This is a genomic window from Streptomyces sp. WZ.A104, assembly GCF_002382885.1.
Taxonomy (GTDB): Bacteria; Actinomycetota; Actinomycetes; order Streptomycetales; family Streptomycetaceae; genus Streptomyces.
On the sequence record NZ_NWVL01000026.1, the window covers coordinates 1 to 21,541 of the forward strand.

22 protein-coding genes and 1 tRNA gene are annotated in these 21,541 nt (G+C 68.1%); 10 read left to right on the top strand and 13 right to left on the bottom strand.

Going from position 1 to position 21,541, the window contains the following annotated elements; all coding sequences use genetic code 11:
* The first annotated feature begins 629 nt into the window (after nucleotides 1–629).
* Both CIB93_RS15940 and CIB93_RS15945 read left to right on the top strand, forming a co-directional pair.
* Nucleotides 630–703, top strand: a tRNA-Lys gene (locus tag CIB93_RS15940).
* Between the two features lie 155 nt (nucleotides 704–858).
* Complete coding sequence (locus CIB93_RS15945) at nucleotides 859–2,373, top strand: gamma-glutamyltransferase (protein ID WP_257002213.1); 1,515 nt, start codon at nucleotides 859–861, stop codon at nucleotides 2,371–2,373.
* A gap of 86 nt (nucleotides 2,374–2,459) precedes the next feature.
* Here the strand turns inward: CIB93_RS15945 and CIB93_RS15950 are convergent, their stop codons facing one another.
* The 3 genes from CIB93_RS15950 to CIB93_RS15960 form a co-directional block, all read right to left on the bottom strand.
* Nucleotides 2,460–2,786: a hypothetical protein gene (locus CIB93_RS15950; protein ID WP_096627500.1), complete on the bottom strand. Its 327-nt coding sequence runs from the start codon at nucleotides 2,784–2,786 to the stop codon at nucleotides 2,460–2,462.
* A 138-nt stretch (nucleotides 2,787–2,924) separates the two neighbouring features.
* Nucleotides 2,925–4,502: a site-specific integrase gene (locus CIB93_RS15955; RefSeq protein WP_096627501.1), complete on the bottom strand. Its 1,578-nt coding sequence runs from the start codon at nucleotides 4,500–4,502 to the stop codon at nucleotides 2,925–2,927.
* Between the two features lie 2 nt (nucleotides 4,503–4,504).
* Nucleotides 4,505–5,137, bottom strand: a complete 633-nt coding sequence (locus CIB93_RS15960) for a helix-turn-helix domain-containing protein (protein ID WP_096627502.1) — start codon at nucleotides 5,135–5,137, stop codon at nucleotides 4,505–4,507.
* Between the two features lie 116 nt (nucleotides 5,138–5,253).
* Between CIB93_RS15960 and CIB93_RS15965 the strand changes: the two genes are divergently transcribed.
* The 3 genes from CIB93_RS15965 (at nucleotide 5,254) to CIB93_RS15975 (ending at nucleotide 7,086) form a co-directional block, all read left to right on the top strand.
* Nucleotides 5,254–5,481 carry an integrase gene (locus CIB93_RS15965; RefSeq protein WP_179500131.1) on the top strand — a complete coding sequence of 76 codons (228 nt, stop codon included), beginning with the start codon at nucleotides 5,254–5,256 and terminating at the stop codon, nucleotides 5,479–5,481.
* Nucleotides 5,482–5,596: 115 nt separating this feature from the next.
* Nucleotides 5,597–6,304: a nucleotidyltransferase domain-containing protein gene (locus tag CIB93_RS15970; protein WP_096627504.1), complete on the top strand. Its 708-nt coding sequence runs from the start codon at nucleotides 5,597–5,599 to the stop codon at nucleotides 6,302–6,304.
* Between the two features lie 152 nt (nucleotides 6,305–6,456).
* On the top strand, nucleotides 6,457–7,086 hold the full coding sequence (locus CIB93_RS15975; protein ID WP_096627505.1) for a hypothetical protein: 630 nt from the start codon (nucleotides 6,457–6,459) through the stop codon (nucleotides 7,084–7,086).
* A 177-nt stretch (nucleotides 7,087–7,263) separates the two neighbouring features.
* Here the strand turns inward: CIB93_RS15975 and tyrS are convergent, their stop codons facing one another.
* The 9 genes from tyrS to CIB93_RS16020 form a co-directional block, all read right to left on the bottom strand.
* The gene (gene tyrS / locus CIB93_RS15980) at nucleotides 7,264–8,667 is read right to left on the bottom strand and encodes a tyrosine--tRNA ligase (protein ID WP_096627506.1); all 1,404 of its coding nucleotides are present in this window, start codon (nucleotides 8,665–8,667) and stop codon (nucleotides 7,264–7,266) included.
* Between the two features lie 98 nt (nucleotides 8,668–8,765).
* Nucleotides 8,766–9,683 (bottom strand): glycosyltransferase family 2 protein, encoded by a 918-nt coding sequence (locus tag CIB93_RS15985; protein WP_096627507.1) that lies wholly within the window; start codon nucleotides 9,681–9,683, stop codon nucleotides 8,766–8,768.
* A complete protein-coding gene (locus tag CIB93_RS15990; RefSeq protein WP_257002214.1) occupies nucleotides 9,680–10,768 on the bottom strand; it encodes a hypothetical protein in 1,089 nt (362 codons plus the stop codon). Before CIB93_RS15990 ends, CIB93_RS15985 begins: the two co-directional genes overlap by 4 nt.
* Nucleotides 10,765–11,475 carry a bifunctional 2-polyprenyl-6-hydroxyphenol methylase/3-demethylubiquinol 3-O-methyltransferase UbiG gene (locus tag CIB93_RS15995; protein ID WP_096627509.1) on the bottom strand — a complete coding sequence of 237 codons (711 nt, stop codon included), beginning with the start codon at nucleotides 11,473–11,475 and terminating at the stop codon, nucleotides 10,765–10,767. Before CIB93_RS15995 ends, CIB93_RS15990 begins: the two co-directional genes overlap by 4 nt.
* Nucleotides 11,476–11,489: 14 nt before the next feature.
* On the bottom strand, nucleotides 11,490–12,506 hold the full coding sequence (locus CIB93_RS16000) for a hypothetical protein (RefSeq protein WP_096627510.1): 1,017 nt from the start codon (nucleotides 12,504–12,506) through the stop codon (nucleotides 11,490–11,492).
* The gene (locus CIB93_RS16005) at nucleotides 12,503–13,399 is read right to left on the bottom strand and encodes a radical SAM protein (RefSeq protein WP_096627511.1); all 897 of its coding nucleotides are present in this window, start codon (nucleotides 13,397–13,399) and stop codon (nucleotides 12,503–12,505) included. Before CIB93_RS16005 ends, CIB93_RS16000 begins: the two co-directional genes overlap by 4 nt.
* Nucleotides 13,393–14,544: a hypothetical protein gene (locus CIB93_RS16010; RefSeq protein WP_143660057.1), complete on the bottom strand. Its 1,152-nt coding sequence runs from the start codon at nucleotides 14,542–14,544 to the stop codon at nucleotides 13,393–13,395. Before CIB93_RS16010 ends, CIB93_RS16005 begins: the two co-directional genes overlap by 7 nt.
* Before the next feature lie 17 nt (nucleotides 14,545–14,561).
* Entirely contained in the window at nucleotides 14,562–15,563 is a 1,002-nt protein-coding gene (locus CIB93_RS16015; RefSeq protein ID WP_096627513.1) for a zinc-binding dehydrogenase, read from the bottom strand.
* On the bottom strand, nucleotides 15,560–16,369 hold the full coding sequence (locus CIB93_RS16020; RefSeq protein WP_096627514.1) for an HAD family hydrolase: 810 nt from the start codon (nucleotides 16,367–16,369) through the stop codon (nucleotides 15,560–15,562). The genes CIB93_RS16015 and CIB93_RS16020 overlap by 4 nt, the downstream gene beginning before the upstream one ends.
* A gap of 451 nt (nucleotides 16,370–16,820) precedes the next feature.
* Here CIB93_RS16020 and CIB93_RS16025 point away from each other — a divergent pair, with 451 nt between their 5' ends.
* The 4 genes from CIB93_RS16025 (at nucleotide 16,821) to CIB93_RS16040 (ending at nucleotide 19,735) form a co-directional block, all read left to right on the top strand.
* On the top strand, nucleotides 16,821–18,059 hold the full coding sequence (locus tag CIB93_RS16025; protein ID WP_096627515.1) for a helix-turn-helix domain-containing protein: 1,239 nt from the start codon (nucleotides 16,821–16,823) through the stop codon (nucleotides 18,057–18,059).
* A gap of 108 nt (nucleotides 18,060–18,167) precedes the next feature.
* Nucleotides 18,168–18,608: a hypothetical protein gene (locus CIB93_RS16030; RefSeq protein WP_039649455.1), complete on the top strand. Its 441-nt coding sequence runs from the start codon at nucleotides 18,168–18,170 to the stop codon at nucleotides 18,606–18,608.
* A complete protein-coding gene (locus tag CIB93_RS16035) occupies nucleotides 18,608–18,802 on the top strand; it encodes a hypothetical protein (protein ID WP_096627516.1) in 195 nt (64 codons plus the stop codon). Before CIB93_RS16030 ends, CIB93_RS16035 begins: the two co-directional genes overlap by 1 nt.
* A 54-nt stretch (nucleotides 18,803–18,856) precedes the next feature.
* Nucleotides 18,857–19,735 (top strand): GNAT family N-acetyltransferase, encoded by an 879-nt coding sequence (locus tag CIB93_RS16040; protein WP_096627517.1) that lies wholly within the window; start codon nucleotides 18,857–18,859, stop codon nucleotides 19,733–19,735.
* A gap of 128 nt (nucleotides 19,736–19,863) precedes the next feature.
* On the opposite strand, the gene CIB93_RS16045 is transcribed toward CIB93_RS16040, so the two are convergent.
* Nucleotides 19,864–20,304, bottom strand: a complete 441-nt coding sequence (locus CIB93_RS16045) for a pyridoxamine 5'-phosphate oxidase family protein (RefSeq protein ID WP_096627518.1) — start codon at nucleotides 20,302–20,304, stop codon at nucleotides 19,864–19,866.
* Between the two features lie 701 nt (nucleotides 20,305–21,005).
* On the opposite strand from CIB93_RS16045, the gene CIB93_RS16050 reads away from it, so the two are divergent.
* A complete protein-coding gene (locus tag CIB93_RS16050) occupies nucleotides 21,006–21,539 on the top strand; it encodes a hypothetical protein (RefSeq protein WP_096627519.1) in 534 nt (177 codons plus the stop codon).
* The last annotated feature ends 2 nt before the right edge of the window (nucleotides 21,540–21,541 follow it).

Genomic DNA, 21,541 nt, shown 5'->3' on the forward strand with positions numbered 1-21,541 from the left:
CCCCCGCCCGGCCGACTCCCGGCCGAGCAGGTCCGCCTGACAGACCGGCAGGGCCCGTACGCCACCGAACCGACTCGGTGACGTACGGGCCCTGTTGCTGTCCTTCATGTTCCTCACTGTTCCTCCGGAGCACACAACCCGGAGCGAAACGGACACGGCGCGGGGCGTGACAGGGCCCGACACCGATACCGAATCGGCTGCCGGGACCGGGCGGGCTATGCTCGTGTGTGATGTGACCGGGGCCGTTAGCTCAATTGGTCAGAGCAGCGGACTTTTAAATCATTGGGTGGACCTGGCTGCCGGGGTGCCGGGGCGCCGTCGAGTAGCGCTGAAACCCCTCTGACCTGCTGCTAAGCGGGAATGTCGCCGCACTGTCCGATCGCTCTGCCGGGCGCCCGAAGGCCAGGGGAGCGCGAGGGGAGCGCATTCGGACAGGGGGCGCGCAGAGGGAGCGCGCGGCCGCATGACCGAGCGCCCTCGCTCCCGGTAGCCGCTCAAGACACCCGCTTACGTCTCCGTTGTGGAGCCCCAACAACAGCTGATCGCGGCGAGGAGCGGGACTCGACTCGCGTGATCGTGGATAAGGCTGTGAGAGCGGCCCGACCATGCAGCTATGCTGGGGGCCGCGCGGGCCGCTAGCTCAATTGGTCAGAGCAGCAGACTTTTAATCTGTTGGTTGTGGGTTCGAGTCCCACGCGGCCTACCTCGTAAGCCCCCTGGATCCGGTGATTGGACCGGATCCAGGGGGCTTCGGCGTTCGGCGAGAGGGAAGACGGGGCTCTCCCGCAGGACGCGCAGGGTTGATGTGAGGCGACTCAAGTTGGGGTCGTACGGACGGCCACTGCGACAGTGAGCTGCGTGATTTCCGATGACGTGACCGACGCCGTACCCCTGGTCTATGCCGACAGCGTGGACATACCCGTGCTGTTCCGTGACGGGCCGGCCAAGCGACCGTTCAAGCAGTGGCGGACGGCCAAGCACCGGGCGTGGACCACACCGGGAGCGTTTCCAGACAAGGACGGCTGGTACGCGCCGACGACGACATGGCGGGAGATCGTCAAGGCCGCCACCGAGGTAGGCCGAGACGTCACACCCTGGCTGCACCAAGCTCCGCAGCTGGCGCGGGGAGAACTGGTCGCCCGCGTCTCCCCTCTGTACGCCTATCTCGGCATCCACGACGTCACCCCCAAGCATCCGCTCCCGCACACGTCGGGTCGGCGCCTGACGGTCAACGCCGTCTACGAGCACGGCACCGAACGCTCCGCCAAGAGCATGCTCGGATACCGGCTGGGCATGACGATGGCGGAGTGGGCATGCCGCTCGTTGATGGGGCTGGGCCAGACCTGGCACATCGAGGATGGCGGCCCCGTACCCGCCCTGGAGAGTGCCTTCAAGGACCCCGTCCGCACCCTTCCGGACCTGTGGGGGCTGCACGAGGCGGAGAACACGTACTGGTTGATCGAGGCCAAGGGCGGCAACGTCCGCAAGAACCGGCTCACCGAAGGGTGGGAGCAGCTCGAGGAAGGGACCAAGGTCCTCCACGCATATGATCACCGCCGCATCCTGTGCGGTGCCTCCGTCCAGCCCCAGGGCGACCTGTTCGTGACCATCGACCACGACCACCACCCCGGACAGCCGGCGCTCCCGGTCAATGGGAAGCCCGCTCCAGCGCCCAGCAGCCCCGAGGACCACCTCGGTGAGAGCGACGACGCGCTATTGGCAACTGCTCGCGCACAGATGCTGACCTGCCTCGCCCTGCGCTCCGCGCCCCCTTCCCGCCTTCGGACTGTCGCCCTGACCGCGGACCGCTCCACCCGCCGCCGGTCTGCTGACGGGTTGACGACCCCGCTGGAACGCGACCCGATATCCCGTGCCATGCGCGCAGCCGTTCGCGCCGAATCGCCATCGGACGACGAACAGGCCCGCCGTACCATCACCCGCGCGATCGGCCTGGACGACTTCCTCACCTACCGCATCCCCGGAACCGAGTTGCACCTGGGGATGTCACGCCGTCTGTTCGCCGCCTGCGACCAACTTCACTACGAGGACCAGGCCATCGCCGCGCGCACCCCCGGCCTTCGCGCCGAGGACCAGCGCATCGCCGACGAGCCCGCCGACGAAGAAGTCGAGGAACAGCGCCGCCGTACCCAGCGGCGCGTCTTTCGTGAAGCACAGGAGCAGGAACGCGAGCTCATCCAGGAACGCCTCCGCGACGCGTACGTGGACGGCGGCGACCGCCAGTGGCGTGACCTCCTGCCCGGTCAGCAAGAACCGAGACTTGACCTCGACGACCAGCCGGACCTGCTGGAGGCGGCAACCCCGGAGACCTACCTTGCGCTGCGCCGAGACGACGTGCCTCACCACCGCCGCTGAGCGGAGAGCCGACCACCTCCGACGATTTATGTGTCGTCCACGCAGCGACGCTAGAGCGCCATCCGGTGGCCTGACGGTGAGGGCGCTTATACTCGGCCGTTCGTGTCGGGGGCTGCCTGCAGGGCCTGCTGGATCTGGTTGACCTCGGGCGCACCGGCCAGCCCGCCCGGGGTGCGGTAGATCCGGCAGGCGACCGAAGGTGAGGCGCCCGGCTCGGCGAACGGGTCGCGACCGTCGATCAGGATCGTCGGGGAGCCGGTGAAGCCCGACCGCTCGGCCTCGCCCTGGTCGGAGATCACCCGCGTGGTGAAGGTGGTGACGGGCAGCCCGGCGTCGTCCAGCGCCTGCCGCAATCGCTCCTCCACGAGCTTCTGGTTCGGGCAACCCGGGACCACCAAGACCTCGATCTCCATATCTCCAGGATCGCGCGCCCGGCACTGTAGGGGCCGAAGGGCCCGGTCCGCTGGTGCGAGTCCACCTGCCTTGCGGTGCAGCCCTCTGCCTCGGCTATGAGACCGAGACAGAGGGCTTCGTGGTGGTCAGGTGTGACGTCAGGCTGTTCGCCCGGCCGCTTCGTGCGGCGGCTCGCCTTTCTGCGTTGTACGGGTGCGTCGTTGGCGGGGGACGAGCTTCACGACCGCCTCGGCGGCCTCGCGGGCGAGGTCGTCCAGGACGGACTGGTAGATGTCCCGGGTGATGTGGGTGTCAGAGTGGCCGAGCATCTCCGACACGATCTTGATGTCCACTCCGGCGGCGAGCGCGAGCGTCGCGGCACCATGCCGTAGGTCGTGAAGGCGGACCGGAGGCAGGCCGGCGGCTTCGAGCTCACGCGTGAACATGAGCGAGACCTTGGCGGGGTGGAGGAGGGCGCCGTCCTCGTCGGTGAAGACACGGCCGGTCGTCTTCCAGGCAGCACCCCAGCGAGCCTGCTCTTTACGCTGGCGCTGCTGGTGCTCGCGGAGCGAGTCGACCGACTCGGCGTCCAGAGCGACCAGGCGTTCCCCGCTGTCGGTCTTCGGGGCCGCCTCGTGCACCTGCCAGCCTGACTGGACGAGTTGGGTGGCGACGGTCATCGAGTGGTGGGCCAGATCGATGTCCATCCACCGAAGCCCGCAGGCTTCACCACGGCGCAGCCCTCGGAAGGCGATCAGGTGCCAGAGGGTGTAGAGGCGGTGCGTGGCGACCTGGTCGAGGAAGGCGCCGGTCTGCTCCGGCGTCCAGACCATGACGGGGCTGGGCTTTTCCCCGGTCCGCTTCCAGTGGCGTACCCGCTCGGCGGTCCAGACCATGGCCTTCGCGCGCGCGGCCGGGTTCAGTTCAACATGCTCGGCGGGGTTGAAAGGCGGGATGATCTGCTGGGCGATCGCGGTGTTGAGGGCGGCACGCAGGGTGCGCTTGATCGTGTGCTGGCTGTTGGTACGGGTGGGCTTGCGGAAGGGCGGCATCTCGTCGATGGATGCCTTGAGCCACTTGCGGCGGGCTCGGTTCTCCGCGCCCTTCCAGGGGATGGTCTTCAGCTCGTTCAGGGCCGCCCGCCGTAGGGCGTTCTGCTCGATGATCTCGACGTTCGCGTCGTTGATGGCCTCGAACATCCTGTCCAGGTCGGCGACGCGGAGCCGGTCGAGCCGCAGGTGCCCCAGGTGGGGCTTGAGGTGTACCCGTACGTCGCTCTCGTAGCGCTTGAGGGACGTGGAACGCAGCCGCTTCTTGCCCGCCAGCCACTCGTCGAGCCAGTCCCCGACAGTGATCTTGGAATGGAGGCTCTGGCCTGTGGCGTAGCGCCTCCGCGTCTCGTCGTAGTCGGGCAGCGGCTCCTTGTTCTTGGCGCAGGTCTCCAGCATGTCGCTGACCGCGAGATGACCGGCGGGGTCGTCCTCGTCGGGGATGGCGAGCAGCGCCCGGACCTTGTTCAGCTCCTTGGTGGCCTCGGCGGAGGACTCAAAGCCGCTGCGGCGGAACTCCCGGCGGGTGCCGTCGGGGCGGTTGACCAGCTCGTGGCGTATGGACCAGGTGCCGTGGCGCCGGTTGGTGAGCTTGGGGCACGACTTGCCGTAGTTCTTGCCGGTCTCGGGGTTGCGGCAGGAGCAGCGGCGCGTGACGGCGCCGCCGGACGTGGTGGTGCTCGGCAACGCTAGTCCTCGGGGTTGTCGACGAACGTGAGGTCGGCGGGCAGAGCAGGGGGAACCAGCCCGCGCTCACGCATCGCGCTGCGGAACTCGCGGAGTTCTCTGCAGTCGTCGAACGCGAGGTGCTCGTACGAGGTCGCGGTTTCGAGGAGGGCGTCGCGGCGGACGGCGTCGAGGGTGATGCTGGCCTTCCGCCGCCGTTCCTTAGCCAGGCGGGTGGACGTCAGGGCGGTGGTCACGGCGTCGCTGTGGGCGCGGTAGGTGTCGAGCACGTCCCGGGCGGACCCCTCGGGGGCGGGCTTGTCGAGGGGAGTCTCGCCCGTGAACCAGGACACCGCCTCCCATGTCGGGACCTCCCTGCCGGGGAGTACGGCCACCGAGGCGTCGGTGCCCAGCGGGAACAGCAGACTGATCGGCGGAACCTTGTAGACCTCGGCCAGGACGAGGAACTCCGCCAGGTCGATTGAGCTGCGTCGTCCGGTCTCCAGGTTCGTGATCGTCGTCTTCGGGACCGCAAGGCCCAGGGAGGCGCACGCCTCGGCGGCCTCCGCCACGGTGAGGCCGGCGGCCTTGCGCGCCCAGCGCATCTGCTCTGCGACGCGGGCGGTGAAGTTCGGAGACCAATCGGTGTTCGTCATGACTGCAACTTACGTCGCAAAAATATGTGGCCGCAACATCCGTGGTACTCATTCTGCTGTCAGAACAACTTTTGATGATGGGATGCATCATGGCTGCGTGCAAGGTTGTCAGGGGGATGACCCGCGAGGAACTGCTCGCTCTGCCTGTCGCCGTCGACCTCGACACGGCGAACAAGGCGCTGACGATCGGCCGCAGCACGGGCTACGCGCTGGCGAAGCGGGGCCAGTACCCCGTCACGGTCCTCAAGCTCGGTAACGCGTACCGCGTGGTCACGGCGGACCTGCACCGGCTCCTCGGGATTGACCTGGCACACGCTGTCGGGAGTGTTGAGCTCTGCTCGTAGCTGGGACGCCCCGGTATCCGCCTCTTCCGGGGTGCCGGGATCCCGTTCCAGGGTTACCAGTGTGCTGACGAAGAAACCCCGTGCATGCTGCTCACTCGGTGTGGATAGTGACTGCATGGATGCGATTGGCGCCGCACGCGCTGTTGTCGAGGAGCACCACCCTGACGCTCGGGCAGCGTTCTTGGGAGGCAGCGTCCTGACGGGGCGCCGCACGGCGACGTCGGATCTCGACATCGTGGTGCTCCTGCATGGGGCCCCAGCCCCGTACCGTGCAAGCCTCCGGCACGACGACTGGCCGGTGGAGCTGTTCGTGCACACCGAGGCGAGTTGGCACGCGTACGTCGAGCGGGAAGTGAGCAGGCGCCGGTCACCGTTGCTCTGGATGTGTGCAGACGGGCTGCTGCTCTTCGACGCCGATGGAGTCGGTGCCCGCCTCGCCGCTGAAGCCGAGAGGCTGGCTGCCGCGGGACCGCCGACCGTTTCGGCCGAAGAGATCGATGACTACCGCTACGCGATCACCGACCTCCTAGACGATCTCTCGGGGAGCGTGGACGGGGGCGAGCGGCTGTTCATTGCGGCTGAACTGGCGCGGCGAACCGGAGAGTTGGCACTTGCCGCTGGTGGGTCTTGGGTCGGAGGCGGGAAGTGGCTGGCACGTCGTCTCGAGACCACGGCGCCAGGGCTGAGCATGCGCCTTCACCACGCGGTCCGTGAGGTGCTGGAGGGTCAGGTCGAGCCGCTCGTCGGTGTGGTGGACGAAGTGCTGGAGCAGACTGGCGGCCGGTTGTGGGAGGGCTACAAGCGCGGCGGCAGAACGCCATGAGAGGCCCGGCTACCCGTGCCTGCTGGTATTCGTGACTGCGAGCGGGCTCGGCTCTGGCTGGGTACCCTGCAGCCTCGCTCGGTACACGGCGGAGGCTGCAGGGGGCGCAAAACGGGTCGAGAGAGGTACTGAGGCGCTGGCACCCTGGGGCGATGTTGTTGAAGCTCACCGGGTCCAGCTGCTCGGGCAAGACGACGCTCGCCTACGCCGCAGCCGACAGGCTCCGGCAGATCGCCGTGCACGACTTCGATGAGCTCGGTGTGCCGGAAGGCGCCGACCTGCACTGGCGCCACCGCATGACCGAGATGTGGGTGCGACGCGCGCTGGAGTACCAGGATCGCGGAATCGACCTTCTGCTCACCGGGCAGTCCCCCTTGGGCGAAGTTCTCGCCGTGCCCTCCGCCCCACTGCTGGACGGCATCGCCGTGTGCCTGGTTGACGTCGCCGACGAGGTCCGGTGCGTTCGCCTCGCCGAGCGCGACCCCGGTCGGTGGGACGCCCCGGCGGTCGATGCTTTCCTCGGCTGGGCCGCGTGGCACCGGAAGCACGCTCTCGACCCCCGTCACCGGCCCGACGTCGTCATCGACAACAGCTGGCCTGAGATGGTCTGGCACCGCTGGATCGGGTGGCACGCCGGTGATCCCCGATGGCGCACTCAACTGCTCGACACCACGGATCAGCCCGTCACGAAATCCGTGGACCAAGTCGAAAGGTGGATCACCGCGCAGCGCGACGCGTATCAGGCCGGCCAACTCGCCCTGAGCCGAGGCTGGGCTTCTTGATCCGTTCGCGCAGTCCGGACGGGTCATCGACGATCCTGCTCCGGGTCGACGCCGAGCGAGGGTGCTGTCCCGTCCCATGACCACCGATTACGGACGTGGCAGCGCGCCTACCAGTTGCGCCGAGGCAAAACAGAACGGCGCCGACCCGGACGGGTGGGTCGGCGCCGGGTCTGAGTCTCAGGCGTCGATGCGGGCGACCTTGCGACCCACCTTGAGGTAGAGCTCGGCACCGTCGAGTGCCCCGACCTCGCTCACGACCGCGCTGAGCGCCTGCTGTACGGAAGCCTCCGTGAGCTGCGTGGTCTGCTGCTCTCCATCCGACTCAAGGATGAGGCGGAGGCCGTTCTGCTGGGCCACGCGGCGCACGGCGGAGATGCTGGGAGCGAAGTCCAGCGTGTGGCTGATCAGCGCCCCGAGCGTGTCCTCGGCGTGGTCCTTCAGGGAGACGACGGGGAGGTTCTGGGTGTCCCCGAAGGAGCGCTTGGAGAAGCGCGCCGTGAACTCCGCGCGGGCGGCGGCAGCGGCATCCAGGCCGTGGAGAGCGGCCACCACCTCGCCGGCGAGGATCCGCTTGATCGCCATCGGGTGCGCGGTTCCCTCCTCCAGGCGCTTGGTGACCACGCGGATCTCGTCGTCCGTCCACTCGGTGAGCAGCTGGAGGTACGGCTCGGTGAGGTGGTCGGGGATGGACATCAGTCGGCCGTAGACGTCATCGGGCGACGCCGTCAGGCCCACGTAGTTGCCCTTGCTCTTACTCATCTTGGTGCCCGAGCCGTCGGTGCCCTCGATGAGCGGGGTGGTGATGACGACCTCGGGGGACTGGTCCGAGATCTCCATGACCTTGCGGCACATCTGGAGGTTCAGCAGCTGGTCCACGCCGCCGAGCTCTACGTCGGCGTCGATGGCCACCGAGTCCCACGCCATGACCACGGAGTAGACGAACTCGGCGACCGACAGCCCGTGGCCCTCGGCGAGCCGGGTACGGAAGTCCTCGCGCTGGAGCGACATGGAGACCGGCACCCGGGCGAGGACCCCGACGAGCTCCGGCAGGGTGACCTTGTTCAGCCACTCGCCGTTGAAGCGCAGGTCGGCACGCTCGAAGTCGATGAACGGCGTGACCTGCTGCTGGTAGCCGCTCAGGTTGCGGGCGATGTCCTCGTCGGTGAGGGCCGGCCGCTCCGAGGAGCGGCCCGACGGGTCGCCGATCTTGGCAGTGACGTCGCCGATGATGAAGACGACGTGGTGGCCCATCCGCTGGAAACGGCTGGCGATGATGATCGGCACCGCATGGCCGAGGTGGACGTCGGGCGAGGTCGGGTCGATGCCGTACTTGACGACGAACGGCCGTCCCGCCGCCTGCGCGGCCTCGATCTTCTCGGCGAGCACCGCTGCCGAGGGGATCAGGTGATTCGTGCGCCCCTCGACCAGGGCGGCCTGCTCCTGGGGGGAGAGGTCGGAGAGGTCGAGGGAGCGCCGCGCTGTTGTCTCGCTAAGCAGCTGAGCGGCCGTATAGTCCGCGCCCAGGTCCGCTCCATCGAGGATGTGCATGACACGGGTGACGGACTCACTCAAACGGCTCATGGCGCCTATACGCTCCTGCGTCGGACAACTGGCCTGACCAGTATGGGATTGGAAGCCGCGATCTTATCATCGCCGCCCTCGGCGCACTGCTGGATTGATCATGAATGCCCCGGTTGTTCCGGGCTCGGCGTCAACCGCACCAGCGGCCGTCCCGCGACCGTGCTGCAGAGGGACCGGAGCCACGGCGCTATTGCGTCACGGGAACGGAGCGTGCCCATGAGCATTCCTGGAATCAGGAGCATCGCGGACAGACGCTTCTCCCGCTGCATGGCCGATTCCACCTTGTGGCCGAAGGCGAGCGTGCGGAAGTGCCAGGAGATCCTTCGTAGCCGGCGCCCGCTCGCCCACGCGGGAGGATTCCAATACATCGCGCGGAGACGGTCCGAGAGCGCGACGCAGACCTCGGACCGGTAGTCCTGTGAGACGCCGGGCGTACCGCGGTCGGTCATGCTGCGGGGGTGGACCCGGTAGAAGGTCAACGGGTCCCCGAGGGCGATGCCTCGGCCCGCCTCGCGCAACGCGTGGAAGAAGATCTCGTTGCTTACCGGAAGGAGACTCAGGGCGGCATCGCGGTGGACCACCAGGGTGCTCGTGTTTCCGCCTGGATGCGGCTCCTCCAGCATCGGGTCTCCGTCGGAGTCGACCACGTGCTCCCAGTGCTCGATGAACAGCGTCTCACCTGTCATCGCCTCGGCGCATGTACGCAGCTTCGACGGGTGGAACCAGTCGTCGGCGTCGAGCGGAGCCACCCAGTCACCGCTGCTGACGAGAAAGGCGTCGGTCAGGGTCTGTCCGAAACCCTGCTGGTCCCTCCGAATGACCTTGACCTTGTCGTTTCCCTCGTGGCGCAGGCACACCTCTTCGGTCTCGTCAGCGGAACCGTCGTCGATGACGATTACCTCGTGCAGGACGAAGTCTCCGGGTTCCTGCTCCAGGCAGCTGGTTATGGCCCGGTCGAGATACCGGCCGTAGTTGTGGCACAGGATCACGCACGAAACACGAGGCGGGCCGTTCATCGGTCACCTCCGTACACGCGGGCGTATTGCCGCAGAATCACCTGATGTTCCTGACCCCTGTAGTCGAGGAACTCACGATCCAGACGGCGTGGCCTGGAGTCGAGTCGAGCCGCCGCGTTCTCCAGTGCGGTCAGGAACTTCTCTCCGAAGAGATTGGGGTGCCCCTGCGACCAGTCGAACCATTCGGGCTCCTCGACCAGCCCCTTGTGCTGCTCGTACTGCTCGGCCAGGTGCCCCGTGAGGGAGCAGACCGGGAGCAGGTTCAGGTCAAAGGCCAGTTCCAGCTGGCCGGAGTGACTGCCCCAGAGATAGGGGAGCAGCAGCGCGTCCGAAGCAAGGCCGGCTCTCACCACTTCCTCGTCGGTGGGATACGGGCGCATCGTCAGGCGGATACGGGGATCGCGTCGGGCCGTCTCCAGAAGCAGCGGGGCACGGCCCCCGTCGGCGAAGTCGGCGGGGCTGAACGCGCGCAGAAGGACGTGGAGGGTGCTGTCGGGGTCGGTGATCCCAAGGCTCCAGTTGGTCATGGTGGACAGCTGGTCCCGGCTGGCGCGTGAGGCCCCGAACATGAGGTACCGGGACGAGACGCCGGGCTCGCGCTCCAGGCCGGCCAGTTCCTCCGGGGCCGCGACGTACCCGTGGGGGATGACGGCCGCGTCGGGACGCTCGCCGAGGACCTCGGTCAGCTTGGTGACCGAGCCTTCCGTGAGGCAGACCCAGCCCACCTCGGCCGAGTGGAGCATCCGCAGCCGCGTGGTGAAGTCCTCGGCGCCGCCGACCATGGGCCGCGTGTCGTGGGCGGTGAACACCACGTGGACTCCGTCGCCTAAGCACGCGTCGAGCAGGCGTTCCAGAGTGGCAGGGTCCTCGAAGTCGATGTGGTGCAGGTGCAGGACGTCGAGCCATGTGAGAGGGCCGTGTTCGAGAAGCCAGCTGGCATCGACCGCCGCCGGCACCGTGTGGCCGCCGGGGATCTCGGTTCCGTTCAGGATGTGGAAGTCGCGGCTCCGCAGTTTCCACGCGTACGGGGTACGAGCCGGGAGGTGGACGACACGCATACCCTCGGGCCGGGGGGCCGCTGTCACCGCTGTTCCCCCTCCGCCTCTTCCGCGCCGACGAGGATCAGCTGGGTGGACATGCCGTTGGAGGCGTCGTCGCTTCGCGTGAGCCCGGCGTGGTGGATCTTGAATCCCGACGCCTTCAACAGCGCCTGGAACTCGTCGCTTGCCCACTCCCGGACGTGGCTGGGGTTGCGGGGCGGTCCGGGAGTGTCGTAACCGCTGCGGCACTCGCGGGCCGGCGTGGACAGTACCGCGGCGGCGCTGCCCTCCACGAGGAGGCCACGGATCAGGGACAGGGCCGGCGTCGGGTTCACGAGGTGCTCGATCACGTCGGAGCAGACGACTATGGATCGGCGTACGAGGGCGGGGGCGATGGGCAGCCGCTCGGCCGACTCGAGGTCGACCTCGATCCACTCGCCGAAGGGGTGGTTGTCGCGGCACCACACGAGGTTGTCTCCGAAGTCCACACCGATGTAGGACCAGGCCGGGTACTCGTAGGCCAGCGAGGCCAGCTTGCCCGCCCGTCCGCAGCCGATGTCGATCACGACGTCGCGGCCGAGTTCCAGGGCGCGGGCGGCGGCGTAGGGGTAGACGTCGGGCTGCCAGGTCACGGTGTCGTCCGTCTCGTCGAGGAAGTACTCCACCCGGTCCCGGCTGCGGTAGCCGCTCCTGATGAAGTAGGTCTCGGCGCCGCCGATGGGCTGGCGGGAGGTCGTGGTGTCTGCGTGCACGAGAGGCTCCTTGCTTACTTCGGCCAGTGGGAGAACAGCGAGAGCATCCGCTCGACCAGCTGCTCGCGTACGGTCTGCCATTCGGGGCCGCCGGCGCGGCGCACGGCCGAGGCTCGGTCGTACTCCCGACCATCGACCTCGGGCAGGCACGCGTACATCTGGAGGAGTGCCGAGCCGTCGTCGGTGGGCGCGGTGTCGGTGTCCGCCCTGAGAAGGGCGCGGATGTCCTCGGCGCACATGGAGGCGTCGATCCCCGAGCCGGGGATGCTCTTGCTCATCTTCGGGAGGCCGCCGAGGCCCGGGATCATCTTGGTGTAGATGCCGGACAGGCGATCCGCGGGCAGGCCCCAGCGTTCCGCTCCGCGCCGGGCGAGTGCGACGTACTTGTGCTCGTCGACCCCGAGGGAGACCAGGACGTGACGTCCTTCGCGGAGGAGATGGACGAAGTCCGCGGCCATGAGCAGGGTGGCCTGCTTCATCCCGTAGTTGAGATGGTCGAAGACACCGTGGTTGCGGTAGAGCCCGGCGAGGTCCTCCTCCGCCCAATGGAAGTCGTCATCGTCCAGGTGGCGTGACAGCAGGAACGCGGTGGCCAGGACATCGGTCTCGCCCTCCTGCCTGCGCAGCACACCCCGCTCGGCGTCGAATCCGAGACGCAGGACGAACTCCTCGTACTGGTCGGCGAGTTTCCGCACGGAGTCGAGGGGCGTACGGCGCGCGTTGTAGGAGTCGAGATCGCCCAGCACGATCTGCACGTCGAGCCCGCACTGCTGCAGCTTGACCGCGCGCAGCAGCTGGAAGAGGGTGCCGGCGTGGGGCGGCCCGCCGAGTCCGACCCCGGTCGTGACGATCGCGGGCTGACCGTCCGCGACGGCCTCCGCGAACTGGCGCGCTCCGGTGTGGCACACCCATTTGGTGTGCAGGTCGTCGGGGCTCATCCCCGCGAGGCCGAAGTCGATGGCGCCGAGCCCCAGGCGTTCGTAGCTGTGCTGGTCGATGACGCTCTCGTAGTACGCCGTGTCGAACTTCATGCGATTCCTTCCAGCTGAGTCTGCTCACGAAGGGCGAAGGCATTGCGGACCAGTGGCTCGAAGCCGTCGGTCAGGAGGTTGCCGAGTTCCGCGTTGCGGGGCGCCGCGACGCTGCCGAGGTCCGCGGTGACCGTTCCGTCGGCGAGGACCCAGACACGGAACGGGTACGGGTCCTCAGGGGCTCGCGTCGGCTGGGCGTAGATCGTCACTCCGTCGACATCGCCGCGTATGTCGTCCACGGCCCGTACGAAGTCGTCCCGCTCGAAGCCGTAGATCTCCGCCTTGCGCGTGTTCGCGCGGCCGATGGGACGGTACTGGGAGATCAGCCAGTACTCGACGTCCGTCCGCTGGTCCACTCCGGCGATGAGCCGTGCGAGGCGCGGCAGCTCCTTCACGGAGCCGGCCGTGGTGAACGTGTTGAACGCCAGCCGCCGCTGGTCGGCGGTGAGGAGTTCGACGTTGGACAGGAACCGCTCGAAGTACCCCTGCCCGCGGAACCAGTCGGCCGTCCCGGAGTCCGGGCCGTCGACCGCCAGGGAGTACACGGTCACGTAATTGCGGACGCCGGCGTAGCGATCGCTCAGCAGTAGCCCGTTCGTGTGCAGGTTCGTCTCGAAGCCGACCTCGGTGGCGTGCCGCAGGGCGACCTCAAGGTGGTTGTCGTACGGCATCACCGGGTCGCCGCCGGTGAAGACGCACCGATGGGCCTCGGACTCCGAACGGACGCGGTCGATGACGCGCCGGACCGTGTCCGCGTCGGTCTCGACCCGGTTGCGCTCGCGGTAGCAGAAGCGGCACACGCCCGGTGAGGTGCTGGTCGGTGCCAGGTCCCAGGCGTTGCAGTCGGTGTTGAGGACCAGGTGGACGATCGCGAGTTCTTCGTGCGTCAGCATGGTGCTGTCTCCTTGACGCCCTGGCTCACCAGGAGGGCCGTCGGGGCGATGGGCCGCAGAAGCGAGCGAAGCTGATGTGGGGCGCCGCCCGTGAGCCGTACGAACTGCTGGAGCGTGTCCAGAGCCGCGCCGGAGTCGATGATGGTGAGTGCCTTGTCGATGCCGGACCGGATGGTGGGGGCTGCCTCGGACATCACCATGAGCAGGGCCGCGTTGAGGGCGACCGCGTTCCGCGCCTGACTGGTGTCCCGGCCGGCAAGCACGCGGACCGCAGCGGCGACGTTCTCCCGAGGGTCCTCGCGCTGGGTGACGGACGTCAGGTCCTGCGGCATCGAGGCCGCACTCCCGCGCACAGCGTCTTTGAAGGCGAGGTCCTCTCCGCTGGCGCTGACGCGGCAGGCCCGCACCGTGCTTCCGGGGATCAGCTCGTCGACCTGGACCGCCTGGCCGACGCTGGAGTTGATGACCGTCACGTCCGGCAGGCCGAGCCGGGACAGCAGGCGGGCGGAAGCGCCGACCGCGGGGTGCGAGAGGCCGTACACGTAGGCGGGGCAGGTGACCGGGCTCAGGAGGGCGGGGAACGCCAGGCTGAGGGCGTGCACGGCCTGGAACCTGCCTCCGTAGCGGCGGTCGAACTCGGGTACGCGGTTCTCGATGGAGAAGAACCCGAAGCCGACCTCCGCGGTGATGTCCACCATCTCCTGGTGCGGCACCGTGTCGCTCGTCGCCCCCACGAGGTCGACGAAGTCGCGGGATCCGGTCCTCGACGACGCACTGCGCGACCCGAGTTTCGCGACGTGTGCTCCCCCGGTGGCCGCCACCAGGGCGGCGGCGGTGCTGAGGTTGATCGTCTTGAAGGTCTTCTTCCCGCTACCGGTGTAGCCGACGAACCGCGTGCCCGCGGGCGGCTGGTGGAAGTCCCAGCCACTTCGGTCGAGGGCCGTCGCGGCCCGGATCGCGGCCTCGACCTCCTCTAGCCGCGGTCCCCGCAGGAGCAGCCCGGTGAGGACGCTTCCGAGCATCACGTCGCGGGTGTGGCCCTCCGGTAACGCGAGGATGCTCGCGATGCCGTCGTGGACGTCCTGGGGTGCGATGTCGGCGGGCGAATTGATCTTCTGGGCCAGCAATGGCGTTGTCACCGCCACGGTGTTGGCTCCTTCCTTCAGATGTCGGACGTGAGCAGGACCTTGAACGGACGATGGCGGGTGCCGCTCCGCAGCGCCGCCAGCCCTTGTGGCAGGTCGCTCAGAGGGAATCGGTCCCGGGTCATCAGGGCAGCCCAGTCGCCGCCCTTGGCGAGCAAGTCGATGGCGTCACGGAAGTCGTCATGGCCTTCCGCGCGGCAGTACGAGAAGGAGCCGCACAGAGTGATGGAGCGCCGGAAGACGTCCCGTAGGGGGACCGAGAGGTGCACCCGGGGCGCGTAGGCGTTCTGGACGAGAACCGTTCCACCGTCACGAACGGCGCTCAGTGCCTGACGTATGGGGGAGTCGCAGTCGCCGGACGCGGCGTCCACGACGACGTCGCACGGCGGCAGGTCGGCGGAGTGGAGCTTGATGCGCGAGTCGAGGACGTAGCTGAGCTGATGCGACCGCGAAGGCTCCCTGACCAGCATATGGACGTCCCACCCCGCCTCCGCCGCGCAGATCGCCGTGCACACCCCGATGACGCCGCCCCCGATGACGCCGAGCCGTCCCAGGGGCATCCGGAGGCCGCAGCGGATCCCGTGCAGGGCCACCGCCATCGGATCCGCGAGGACTCCTTGTACGGGGTCTTGCAAATGGGGCAGTGGGACGACGTTGTCCCGGGGCACCCTCACGGCGTCGGCGAGACCCCCGGGCAGGTCCCATCCGATGCGGCGCAGCTCCGCGCAGAGGTGGACGTGGCCGCGGTCGCAGTAGTGGCAGGAGCGGCAGGGCACCAGCGGGTCGACCGCGACCCAGTCACCCGTCTCCGTGTCGACCCCGACGATCTCGTGCCCGGGGTACCAGGGCTCCGGAAGCTGTCCCTGCCATGGCTGGTTGAGCTTCGCGACGTCGCTCCCACAGACGCCCGTGCAGCGGATCTCGACGAGCGTCGTGTCGCCCATCGGAGGCATGTCGGTCGGCATGGGGAGCTGGCGGAGGGCACCACGCTCAACCGCCCAGGCGTACGGGACCTTCATCGATCCCTCCACGTGCTCAGTAAGGACGGGAGAGCCTCTACCTCGGGTATCGCCCGGCCGGGCCAGGCGGTCTCGCCGAACACAAGCCCCTGCGGCCCGCCCCGGCGTTCCACCCGAACCGCACGCATCCCGGCGCGCTCGGCGCCGGCCAGCTCGTCACCGCCGCCGTCACCGCAGTAAAGGGCCTGCTTCGGACCGACACCGAGGGCTTCGAGTGCCGAGCCGAAGAGCTGAGGAGCGGGCTTAACCGCGCCCACCCCGCAGCTGAACACGGCGGCGTCGAAGTGCGGCGCGAGATCGCTGTGGCTCCAGGCCTCTTCGATGTCAGGGGACGCGTCGCTGAGAACCGCCAGCCTGACCCCGCCGTGTCGAAGCTCCTTCAGGGCCCGCAGGAGAGAGGCGTCGGCCTGGAGCCGGTCGCGGGCGAGTTCCGCCAGGAGCTGCTCCACCTTGTTGATGTGGGACGCGGGAGCGTCGCAGCGTGCGACGAGGTGTGCCGCGACCTCGGTTGTCGACCTCAGCTTCCCGTCGTGCCTCGCCCGCCAGCTGCCGGACAGCGCGGACTCGGCGACCGCCGGCGACACGCGCATGGCTCCGGCGAACCGGGTGACGGCGACGCTCCGTTCAACCGCGCTCGGGGCCGCGACGAGTGTGCCGAAGAGATCGAGTATCACCGCGGTCAGCCTGGGAGCCCGAGACGCGGAGGTCTGCCGGAGGGAGCCACCAAGCAGGACGTCGCTCACGGGGTGTGCGTTGATCGCGGACAGGCTCGTCGATAAGGCGGTGCTCTTCGGCGGATATCGCATGGCGAGGCTCCATCAGTAGATCGGCGATCTCGTGCAGACCCCAGTCCTCCGGCCGATTGGGTATCTGCGACCCGTCGACGAGCTGGTCGTCGAGCGACGGAAGGGCGGGTGCCTTCCTGGGAACTGGCCCACGGGCTACGTGCGTTGTGTACAGAACAATCCCACCGGGAAGGACACGCGAGCGGACAGACTGTCCGCCCCTTCTTGGTGCACGGGTCTTGACTCACGTACTGGACATCGGTAATGCGCGCGGAGCCGGTGAGAGGGTGGCAGGGGAGGGGATTCGCGCGATTTGCATCGAATTAGACGCACTTGCGTGCAGGGTCCGCCGGGTGTCCGAGCGTGCACCGGCCGACGACGTTGCTGTTAACACTTGGCGAGCAGCTCTGTGGGACTGGACATTGTCCGTACGCTGAGCGCAGTGCTCCGTCGCGAAGGGATCGATCCACCGATGAGTGAAAACCTGACGCTGGGAGATCGTCTCCGTATAGCCCGCCGGACACGGAAGCTGTCTGCCGCTCAACTGGCACAGAAGGTCGCGATATCGCCCAGCTACGTCCAGAAGCTGGAGTCCGGCGCGCGCAAGGCTTCGCCTTCACTGGTCCTGGCGCTCGCCAAGGCACTCCACTTCGGCCCCGAGGTTCTCACCGGCCAGCCGTACTACGGCGAGCCGGAGGCCGAGGACGGGGTGCACGCGGTGATCCCGGATCTCCGCAGGATCATGCTGTGCTACGACACTCCGGACGAACTCGAGATCGCCCCCCGGCCGCTGTCGGTCCTGGCGTCCGAGGTCGACCAGGTGGCCGCTCTCCGACGGGACGCGCGCTACGCCCCCATGGGGCCGCTCCTGCCGGCCGTCATCACGGAGCTGACGCATCTCGCCCTCACCAGCCGCAACGGCGACCAGGCCAAGGCGTTCTGGCACCTTGCCCGCGCCTACCGAGCGGTGAACTCCCTCGCCCACAAGATGGGGCATCACGACCTGTCCAACACGGCGCTGGAGAGGGTGCGGTGGGCGGCGGACCAGTCCGGTGACCAGCTGATGAAGTTCACCGCCGGATATCTGGTCGCCGGTGCGATGCTCCGCCAGGGGGCCTACTCATCCGCTCGCCGCAAGCTCCAGGCGCTGCGCCAGGAGCTCGAACGGCTCCAGCCGGAACGCTCCTTCACCAACGACGCGCTCGCCGTCGACGGCGCGCTGCTGCTGAAGCTGGCCGTACTGGAGGCCAGGGAGAACAACCCGGACCGAGCGGACGACTACCTGCGCGAGGCCGAGGCCGTGGCCAGGATGGCCGGCAACCGTGACTCCCTCGCCTACGAGATGTCCTTCGGGCCGACGAACATCCGCATCCACGAAGTGCACGCCATGATCGACATGGGGGACACGGAGCAGGCTCTCGCCCGCCTCACGGAGTGGTCCGCCGTGGCGGGTGAGGAGTGGGCGCCCCCGGTCTCGACGGTGGGCGAGCGATCGAGCCACCACTTCATCGACGTGGCCTCGGCGAAGCTGGCCGTGGGGGACAGGGCAGGTGCGTTCGGGGACCTGCGTCGTGCGCGTAAGGTCGCCCCCAACCACACGCGATTCCACCCCTCGGCCCGCGAGACGGTCGCGGCGCTCCTGCGGATGGACGCGCACCCTTCCAACGAGCTGTCCGCCTTCGGCAGTTGGGCTGGGGTTATCACAACCTGACGTCAGGTCAAGGTACTTCGCGAAGAAATCCCACGGACAGACTGTCCGTGCACGGAGCCAGCAGAGTGGAAAGGTCTCCTCACAGATGGTTCTGAGGAGGCCGTTTCCATGTCTGACGTCACCCCGCGCGTTCCCGCGCTGCCGCCTCGGTGGATGCCGATAGGCGACGATCCCGAGCTGTGCTCAGCGGGCCAATGGTGGGATGCCATACGCGCTGTGGAGCTCACCGGCCGGCGCGCGATCGAGCTTCTCCGCGAGGACCGCGCGGCGGTCGGTCCGGTCATCCTTGACCCCGGAGGGCCGGAGCCTCGCCTGTACTTCCTCGTGCCGCCCGGCACGGCCGCCGACTGGGAGGAACCGGGGACGGTTCCCCTCGGCCAGAAGTGCCACGTCGTCGTGCCGCCGGCCGGGGCCACGGAGCCGCCCGGCCTGCACTGGCACGTCCTCCCTCGAGGCCCGAGGTCCCTGACACAGCCCGGTCCGCTGCGCAAAGCCCTTGGTCAGGCGCGCAGGGAGCGGAGCGGACCGGCGGAGGCCGCGGATTCCTGATGTTCCTGAACATCTCCCTCGTCCTGCTGCTCGGGATCCTCCTGGTCGTCTTGGTCCGGCGCGGCTCTCTGAAGGCCGGGCCCGCGGTCGTGAGCGTCCTCTTCGGGTTCTTCCTGGCCAGCACATCGATGGCACCGGAGATCAATCGGTTAGTTTCCGGTGTTGTGGACATGATCGGACAGATTCGGTTCTAACGCCCCAGCGGGAAAGCCGCGGGCGCACTCCGACAGCACGGGGGATCACGAGGCATGCGTCCGGATGACTGGCACGTCACCGAAGACCTCGACGGCTTTCTCGCTCACGCCGAGGACTTCCTGCACTCGCGCCCTGCCCTGCACACCGTCCCGCTGACGGTGACCGAGGCGTTGCGTACGCGTGGGGCGGACGCGTACGGCGCCGAAGCCCCCATCTTCGGCTGGTTGGATCGAGCGGGTGAGATTTGCGCGGCCTTCTTCCGTACCCCGCCGCGCCGTCTGTACCTCACCCCGCTTACCCCTGAGGAGGCCGATACCCTCGCCGCCCACTTGGTCGGCCTCGGCCGCTCCCTTCCAGGCGTCAGTGCGGACCACGACACCGCCACCGCCTTCTCCGAGGCTTGGCAGCGGCACACGGGGGCGACGCCGACGCTCCATGAGCGGGAGCGCCTGTACCGCCTCGGCACGCTCACACCGCCGGAGCCGCGCCCGGAGGGCCGCGGTCGAATCGCGCGCGAGCAGGACCGCGAGCAACTCATGCTCTGGCACCGTGAGTTCGTCGCCGACATCGGAGGAACCCCCGCTGCGGACAACAGCTCATGGGCGGACACGCGCATCGCCCACGGACGCGTCAGGTTCTGGGAGACCCCGGACGGCACCCCCGTCTCCATGGCCGGCATGACCCCGATGGTCGCCGGTCTGATCCGGGTGGCCCCCGTCTACACCCCGGCCCACCTGCGCGGCCGCGGTTACGCGGGCGCCGCGACGGTCGAGGTGAGTCGGGCCGCTCTTGCCGCGGGCGCGGAGGAGGTCCTGCTGTTCGCGGACCTGGCCAACCCCACCAGCAACGGCCTCTACCAGCGGATCGGATACCGCCCGGTCGCCGACTTCGCGGTGTACGACTTCGAGCGTGCCGAGCCGGAGATCCGTTGAAGTACCCCGTGGCGGCAGCACAGCGAACGCCTCTGCCATCAGGGGACTTCGCCGTCAGCGCCTCCCCTCGGCATGGCCTGGCTCTCGTGCCACCCACGGCTGCAAGGGCTCGATCAGATACTTGATCCCTAGGCCGCGGAGTTCGAGACCTTGGACTTGGGCACATCGACATGCCCCATGGCTCGGTCGATCGTGATCTCGATGACCACACGCTCCGGGTCCGGAGCCGGCGTGCGCCGGTACCGCTTTCCGTAGCGCGTCACAGCGTCGCCCACTGCGGCTGCGTCCGTGCGCACTTCGGCCGCGCCTTCCAGCGTCGCCCAGCGCCCTCCGTCCACCTGGCAGACGGCGACGCGTGCTTGGCCGGGAAGCGCCGCCTGCACGTTGGCGACTTTCCTACTCGATTTGCGGGTGATAACCCGAGCGATGCCCGCGTCGGCGTCCACGGTGACCCCAACTGGCGCGACATGCGGTCGGCCGTCTGGGCGGAGCGTGGTCAGAGTGCACAAATGGTACTCACTCCAGAACTCCAGGTAGCCAGTTCCTTTGCGGTGTATCTCGGCGCGCATGCCCGGAAGTCTAATCGCGAATGATGTCCCGACTGTCCGAAAGTGGCCATGGCCACACCTCTCCTCCCGTCACGAAAGACGGGGTTTTTGGTGCTTGATATACCTATTTGGCGCATTCGCTCGTGATGAAGGTGTCTCGGATCGATAACGAAGGCAACCCCTCTTGAGGTGCTTGGCGTGGCCGCTCCGCTCGCGAGAACTGCCAGCTCAAAAGCATGATCTACAACTCCGTGTGCTGATTTAGTGCGATTTGGTGCGTGAGTGTCGCTGTGGCCCGGTAGGTGTTTTCCAGCCGGATCTTGACGCGGCTTCGCGTACTGTCCAATGGAGTCCCCAGAGCCTGCCCGGGATGCTTTGCGTCGTGTCATTGCTCGTTCGCGTCAGTGACTTCGGTGTCTGAGGAGTCTTGGGTGCGCGCCTGCGTGGTTCACGGATCAGGCCATTCGCGGCCTGGATCGACGTACTGCCCTCGATGCCCGTGATCACTTTCGGCTGCGACGTGCTGCGGGACTGGACATGGTCGGAACGGGCGCGGCCGTCGCCCGGCTTCGTGTCGGAGCAATCCACGGCTGGTGCGAAGGGGATTACTGATGTGGCCGGGAAGAACTGACCGCGACACGACTGAACACAGCAAGGTGCCTGCGCAGGGCGGACTGAGCCGTCGGCGCTTTGGGCGCTGGCGTACCGCTCAGAAGCGGACGGTGGAGCGCGACCTGCACCGTCGGCTACGTCGCGAGCTTCGGGACCTCGGCGTCCAGCCGCCGCTGGACGTGAAGGAGCTGTGCCGGGCGCTCGGCGAGAGGCGAGGACGGCCGATTGTCCTGCGGCCCTTCCCGCTGGAGAAGCCCGGACCGTCGGGGCTGTGGGTCGACACGCCTCAGATGGACGTGGTGCTCTACCAGCAGGAAACGACCCCCTTGCATCAGGATCACATCATCCTGCACGAGGTGTTCCACATCATCGTGGCGGAGGACGAGCAGGCCGAGGAGGAGCAGGAAGCTCCGGACGATTTCGTCGAGGGCTGGGCCACGATGATCCCAGTGCTCGATCCCGCGCTGATCCGGCGTGTGGCCCGCCGATGCTCGTACGACGACGGGGAGGAGTGCGCCGTCGAGCTGGCGGCCACGATCATCCTGGAGTGGTCGTCGGTGCTCGACCATGTCGCCCCGATGCCGGAGGACCCCACGGTGCAGCGAGTGCAGGCGGCCCTCGGCGACCGACGAGGATGGCTGTAACC

Coding starts and splice junctions, on each gene's coding strand:
- CIB93_RS16020 (WP_096627514.1), bottom strand. CDS start 16,369: ATGCGATATCCGCCGAAGAGCACCGCCTTATCGACGAGCCTGTCCGCG.
- CIB93_RS16015 (WP_096627513.1), bottom strand. CDS start 15,563: ATGAAGGTCCCGTACGCCTGGGCGGTTGAGCGTGGTGCCCTCCGCCAG.
- CIB93_RS16025 (WP_096627515.1), top strand. CDS start 16,821: ATGAGTGAAAACCTGACGCTGGGAGATCGTCTCCGTATAGCCCGCCGG.
- CIB93_RS16000 (WP_096627510.1), bottom strand. CDS start 12,506: ATGAAGTTCGACACGGCGTACTACGAGAGCGTCATCGACCAGCACAGC.
- CIB93_RS16045 (WP_096627518.1), bottom strand. CDS start 20,304: ATGCGCGCCGAGATACACCGCAAAGGAACTGGCTACCTGGAGTTCTGG.
- CIB93_RS15970 (WP_096627504.1), top strand. CDS start 5,597: ATGGATGCGATTGGCGCCGCACGCGCTGTTGTCGAGGAGCACCACCCT.
- CIB93_RS16035 (WP_096627516.1), top strand. CDS start 18,608: ATGTTCCTGAACATCTCCCTCGTCCTGCTGCTCGGGATCCTCCTGGTC.
- CIB93_RS16040 (WP_096627517.1), top strand. CDS start 18,857: ATGCGTCCGGATGACTGGCACGTCACCGAAGACCTCGACGGCTTTCTC.
- CIB93_RS15960 (WP_096627502.1), bottom strand. CDS start 5,137: ATGACGAACACCGATTGGTCTCCGAACTTCACCGCCCGCGTCGCAGAG.
- CIB93_RS16030 (WP_039649455.1), top strand. CDS start 18,168: ATGTCTGACGTCACCCCGCGCGTTCCCGCGCTGCCGCCTCGGTGGATG.
- CIB93_RS15985 (WP_096627507.1), bottom strand. CDS start 9,683: ATGAACGGCCCGCCTCGTGTTTCGTGCGTGATCCTGTGCCACAACTAC.
- CIB93_RS15975 (WP_096627505.1), top strand. CDS start 6,457: ATGTTGTTGAAGCTCACCGGGTCCAGCTGCTCGGGCAAGACGACGCTC.
- CIB93_RS15965 (WP_179500131.1), top strand. CDS start 5,254: ATGACCCGCGAGGAACTGCTCGCTCTGCCTGTCGCCGTCGACCTCGAC.
- tyrS (WP_096627506.1), bottom strand. CDS start 8,667: ATGAGCCGTTTGAGTGAGTCCGTCACCCGTGTCATGCACATCCTCGAT.
- CIB93_RS16005 (WP_096627511.1), bottom strand. CDS start 13,399: ATGCTGACGCACGAAGAACTCGCGATCGTCCACCTGGTCCTCAACACC.
- CIB93_RS15950 (WP_096627500.1), bottom strand. CDS start 2,786: ATGGAGATCGAGGTCTTGGTGGTCCCGGGTTGCCCGAACCAGAAGCTC.